The sequence below is a fragment of the Streptomyces sp. NPDC007095 genome (genome assembly GCF_040634475.1).
Lineage (GTDB): Bacteria > Actinomycetota > Actinomycetes > Streptomycetales > Streptomycetaceae > Streptomyces.
Genome location: NZ_JBEYFS010000424.1, coordinates 1 through 4,832, shown reverse-complemented (window position 1 = coordinate 4,832; position 4,832 = coordinate 1). Strand labels below are relative to the sequence as shown.

5 protein-coding genes are annotated in these 4,832 nt (G+C 72.4%); all 5 read right to left on the bottom strand.

Annotated elements, in window-relative coordinates; translation table 11 throughout:
• Positions 1–677: 677 nt before the first annotated feature.
• Positions 678–893, bottom strand: a complete 216-nt coding sequence (locus ABZ656_RS56530; protein ID WP_101402376.1) for a dodecin — start codon at positions 891–893, stop codon at positions 678–680.
• 255 nt (positions 894–1,148) lie between these two features.
• Positions 1,149–2,111 (bottom strand): L-histidine N(alpha)-methyltransferase, encoded by a 963-nt coding sequence (gene egtD, locus ABZ656_RS56525; protein WP_101402377.1) that lies wholly within the window; start codon positions 2,109–2,111, stop codon positions 1,149–1,151.
• Complete coding sequence (gene egtC / locus ABZ656_RS56520) at positions 2,108–2,917, bottom strand: ergothioneine biosynthesis protein EgtC (RefSeq protein WP_360280326.1); 810 nt, start codon at positions 2,915–2,917, stop codon at positions 2,108–2,110. Before egtC ends, egtD begins: the two co-directional genes overlap by 4 nt.
• Positions 2,917–4,239, bottom strand: coding sequence for an ergothioneine biosynthesis protein EgtB (egtB, locus tag ABZ656_RS56515; RefSeq protein ID WP_101402379.1), 1,323 nt, complete (start codon positions 4,237–4,239; stop codon positions 2,917–2,919). The genes egtC and egtB overlap by 1 nt, the downstream gene beginning before the upstream one ends.
• Positions 4,236–4,832 (bottom strand): glutamate-cysteine ligase family protein (locus ABZ656_RS56510; RefSeq protein WP_360280323.1); only part of this gene is annotated, 597 nt, incomplete at its 5' end. The genes ABZ656_RS56510 and egtB, both read right to left, overlap by 4 nt.

The window sequence follows — 4,832 nt, the reverse complement described above, 5'->3', positions numbered from 1 at the left end:
GTCCTCGTACTGGACGTACTTGGGCTTTCGGCCCGTGCGGCGAGAGTGCGTGCCGGGCGTCGCGACGGGGCGAACGTTGCCTGTTGCGGCACTAGGCCCTGTCGTCACATTCCCTTCTGCCCCGCGACGCCATGCACGCGCCCCCAAGTTCTCGGCTTCGCTCGAACAGGGAGGGACCCCCTTCGCCGCACCGCGCACAGACCCGAGTACATCCAGTACGAGGGCCTGTGCCCGGCACGCCGAGAGCACGCGGAGCACGCATCTGACGCCGCAGGACCCGCCCTCCGGGCGGACGACGGGAATGTGACGACAGGACCTAGGCGTGCGCCGGGGGAGTTGAGAGCGCGCTCAGAAGTTGTTGCCCCACGGTGGGCGGGGCGGGCCGGGTCCTCCTCCCCGGAGAGGAGACGGAGCGGTTGACGCGGCTCGGCGAAGCCGAAGGCTCCCGGTCCGGGGCCGCGCACGGCTTGGCCGACCACTCCGGCCGGGGCTTCGGCGTGCGGCGGCGCCGTCGTTGTGGAGCACCGCATCCCGGCCGGGTTCGGCCCGTCCGGTGACGCAGACCGGTCCTCCCGAGAGACCGCTTCCCCAATGGGCCGCCCTGCCTGGGGCCCCGCTTTCGAGGGGCCCGGGGTGAGGCGGCCATGGGCCTCCCGGGCTTCAGAAGGCCCCGGGGCTCAGGCGCCGTCCTCCAGGCGGAAGCCGACCTTCAGGCCGACCTGGTAGTGCTCGACCTCCCCGTCCACGATCTGCCCCCTGACCTGGGTGATCTCGAACCAGTCCAGGTTGCGCAGGGTCTGCGAGGCCCGGGTGATCCCGTTGCGAATGGCCTGGTCGACGCCCTCGTGGGAGGTGCCGACGATCTCGGTGACCCGATACGTGTGGTCGGACATGCGGGTGCTCCTCTCCGCCGTGGCGGGTGTGCCACGCGTCACTCAACGGTGCCTCACGGCGCGTCGGTACGCGAGATGTCGGGGCGCCGTGGGTGACCTGGGGCCTGTCGTTCGGATCAGTCCCGGGTCGCGGGGGCCGGCACGCGCACCCCGCTCCCCGGCACTGATCGAGCGCCGTCTCCCGAAACGACCCGATCCGAACGACAGGCCCTCACCCGGGTGGCCCACCGTCGAGGGCGGCCACCCGGGCGGGTGTCAGCGGGCCACGCTCAGCGACAGGGCGAAACGGCCCTCGTGGTCCGTCCACCAATGGGCCAGGTCGAGCCCGGCGGCGCCGAGTTCGCGACGTACCCCCTCCTCGCGGAACTTCGCCGAGATCTCGGTGCGCAGTTCCTCCCCGTCGGCGAATTCGACCGCGAGGTCGAGCGCGGGGATCTTCACCGTCTGTTCGGTCAGCGACCGCAGCCGCATTTCGATCCACTCGTGCTGGTCGTCCCAGAGGGCGACATGGGCGAACGAGTCGGGATCGAAATCGGCGCCGAGCTCGCGGTTGACGACGTGCAGCACGTTTTTGTTGAACTCCGCCGTCACCCCCGCCGCGTCGTCGTACGCGGCGACCAGCACCGACTCGTCCTTGACGAGGTCCGTACCGAGCAGCAGCGTGTCGCCGGGGGAGAGCAGCGCTCGTACGGACGCCAGGAACGTCGCCCGTTCGGCGGGCAGCAGATTGCCGATGGTGCCGCCGAGGAACGCCACCAGCCGCGGCCCCGGCGTCCCGGGCAGCGCGAGGCCGCCCGTGAAGTCGGCGATCAGCGCGTGCACGCCGAGCTCCGGATTCTCGGCGATCAGCGCCTGCCCGGCCTGGGTGAGGGCACTCTCGCTGACGTCGACCGGAACGTACGTGTGCAGCCCCGGCAGCGCGTCGAGCAGATGGCGGGTCTTCTCGGACGAACCGGACCCCAGCTCGACGAGGGTGCGCGCACCGGTCGTCGCGGCGATCTCGGGGGCCCGGGCGATCAGGATCTCGCGCTCCGCCCGGGTCGGGTAGTACTCGGGCAGTTCGGTGATCCGGTCGAACAGCTCGCTGCCGTGGGCGTCGTAGAACCACTTAGGCGGCAGCGTCTTGGGGTTGTGGGTGAGGCCGTGCAGGACGTCGGCGCGCAGCGCGGCGTCCGTGGCGTCCTCGGGCAGGGTGCGGGTGAGAAGGAACGGGCTCACGTGCTGGGCTCCTTGGTGCGTGCGGATGCCAAGGGGTCGTGCGCGCCTTCCTGCGCGTTCGGTTCCTTGAGCGGGGTGAGCAGGACGTCGGTGCGGCTCGCCGCGAGCAGTGTGCGGTCCGGCACCTCCTGCCAGTACGGGTCGTCGTCGTACGGCTCGGACGCCACGACGGTGCGGCGGCCGGGCTCGGCGAGGTACCAGAGGGTGTCGCCCCAGGCCGTCGCGGTGATCGTGTCGCCGCTTGTGAGCAGCAGGTTGAGCCGGGACCCGGGGGCGGCCTCGGCGACCTCCAGGACGGTGTCGGCCAGCGCCTGGCCCTCGTTGTCACCGGAGCGCAGCCGGCGCAGGAGCAGCGCCCAGACGAGCGCCGAGTCGCAGCGGGCCTCCAGGGACAGCAGTTCGGCCGGGGGCAGGCTTGTCACCAGCGGAGCCAGGGAGCCCGGCCAGCCCCGTACGGCGCCGTTGTGGCTGAACAGCCAGCGGTCCGCGGCGAACGGCGCCGCCGCGGCCTCCCCGTCCGCTCCCGCCACGGTGGCGTCCCGTACGGCGCCGAGCAGCGCCGTGCTCCTGACGACCCGGGCCAGATCCGCGAACGACTGGTCGCCCCAGATCGGCCCGGGGCGCCGGTACCGAGCGGGCACCGGATCCCCTTCGGCGTACCAACCCACCCCGAAACCATCGGCGTTGACCGTCCCGTGCCGCTGTCGGCGCGGTGCCCACGACTGCCGGAACAGACTGTGCGGCGGTTCCACGAGGAGTCGGCCGAGCGGCTCCGGCGGTCCCAGGTAGGCCAGGTGACGGCACATCAGGTGTTCCCGTCGCGGGCCGTGCGGAACCCGGAGAAGATCTGCCGCCGGATCGGGTAGTCCCAGTTGCGGAACGTCCCCCGGCAGGCCACCGGGTCCACGGCGAACGAACCGCCGCGCAGCACCTTGTACTCCGGACCGAAGAACACCTCCGAGTACTCCTTGTACGGGAACGCCGCGAACCCGGGATACGGGGACAGGTCGCTCGACGTCCACTCCCACACGTCGCCGATCAACTGCCTTACGCCGAGCGGTGACGCCCCCGCCGGGTAGCTGCCCGCCGGGGCCGGGCGCAGATGGCGCTGGCCGAGGTTGGCGTGCTCGGGGGTGGGGTCGGTGTCGCCCCACGGGTAGCGCGTGGAGCGGTCGGCCGCCGGGTCGTGGCGGGCCGCCTTCTCCCACTCGGCCTCGGTGGGCAGCCGGCGCCCCGCCCAGCGGGCGTACGCGTCGGCCTCGTACCAGCTGACGTGCAGCACGGGTTCGCCGGGCGGTACGACCTCGGTGACGCCGAAGTGACGCCGCAGCCACTGTCCGCCCTCGCGGCGCCAGAACAGCGGCGCATCGATGCCGTGCGAGCGGATGTGGGACCAGCCCTCCGGGCTCCACCAGCGTTCGGTGTCGTAGCCGCCGTCCTCGATGAAGGCCTGGTAGGCGGCGTTCGTTACCGGAGTGGTGTCGATGAAGAAGGGCGCGACCTCGCGTCGGTGGGCGGGGCGCTCGTTGTCCAGGGCCCACGGTTCGGTGGACGTGCCCATCGTGAACGGGCCGCCGGGGACCTGGACTTCGGCGGGTCCCGTGAACGGCGGCGCGGGAGCGGGGTCCGGCGCCGTGAGGGCGGCGGGCCCCCTGCGGAGCTGATGGGTGATCAGCATCGTCTCGTCGTGCTGTTGTTCATGCTGAGCGATCATCCCGAAAGCGAAGCCCGCCTCGGTCAGCGGCGTGCCCCGGAACGCGGTGCTCTCCAGGACGTCCAGCGCCCGTCCGCGTACCTCGGCGGCGTACTGACGGGCCTCGGCGGGCGGCAGCAGCGGCAGCGAGGGCCGCTCGGCGCGCGGATGCTCGAACGCGTCGTACAGCCCGTCTATCTCGGGCCGCATCGCGTCCCGCCCGGCGACCGCGCGCAGCAGCCACAGCTCCTCCTGGTTGCCTATGTGCGCGAGGTCCCAGACCAGCGGTGACATCAACGGCGAGTGCTGCGCGGTCAGTTCGGGCTCCTCCACGCAGGAGGTCAGGAGCGCGGTGCGGTCGCGGGCCGTGGTCAGCGCGTCGAGCGCGCGCTCCCGGAGCGACTCCGGGTCCGTGGGTGACGCGGGGGCGGTCATGTGCGGATGTCCTTCCCGTCGAGCTGACCATGGAACTGGCTGTGGAAGCGGCTCAGCAGATCGTCCGCGGGGCAGCGGCCCCGGGCCACATAGCGGTCCGTGAACTCCGCGACGGCCTCCCGCACCTCGGCGGTGGCGCCCAGGCGCGGCAACGCCTCGGCGGCAGCGGCGAAACAGGTGACGGCGGCCTCACGCAACTCGGGGTCGGTCAGGCCGTGCCGCGCGGCGTCGTTCCACAGCGGGTTGCACGGAGCGGGCCGTGCCTCGGCTCGCTCCGCGAGGGGTTTGACGGTCCGGTAGGCGACCTCCGCGGCCTCCGGGTCGTCGAACAGCGCCGCCGTCACCGCCAGCGGCACGATCCACCCGTCGTCGCCGGGCTGCGCGTCGATCATGCGCAGTTCCAGATGGCCGCGCGGGCGGACCGGCGGGAACAGCGTCGTCAGGTGGTAGTCGAGGTCCGCCCGGTCGGGCGGTGTCTGGGACCTGGTCCACGCCCGGAAGGTCAGATCCTCGGGTACGTCCCAGGGGCCGTCCGGCGCCCGGACGCACATCACCGGCGCGTCCAGGACTCGCCGGGCCCATGCGGCGCGCGG

Coding starts and splice junctions, on each gene's coding strand:
- egtC (WP_360280326.1), bottom strand. CDS start 2,917: ATGTGCCGTCACCTGGCCTACCTGGGACCGCCGGAGCCGCTCGGCCGA.
- ABZ656_RS56530 (WP_101402376.1), bottom strand. CDS start 893: ATGTCCGACCACACGTATCGGGTCACCGAGATCGTCGGCACCTCCCAC.
- egtB (WP_101402379.1), bottom strand. CDS start 4,239: ATGACCGCCCCCGCGTCACCCACGGACCCGGAGTCGCTCCGGGAGCGC.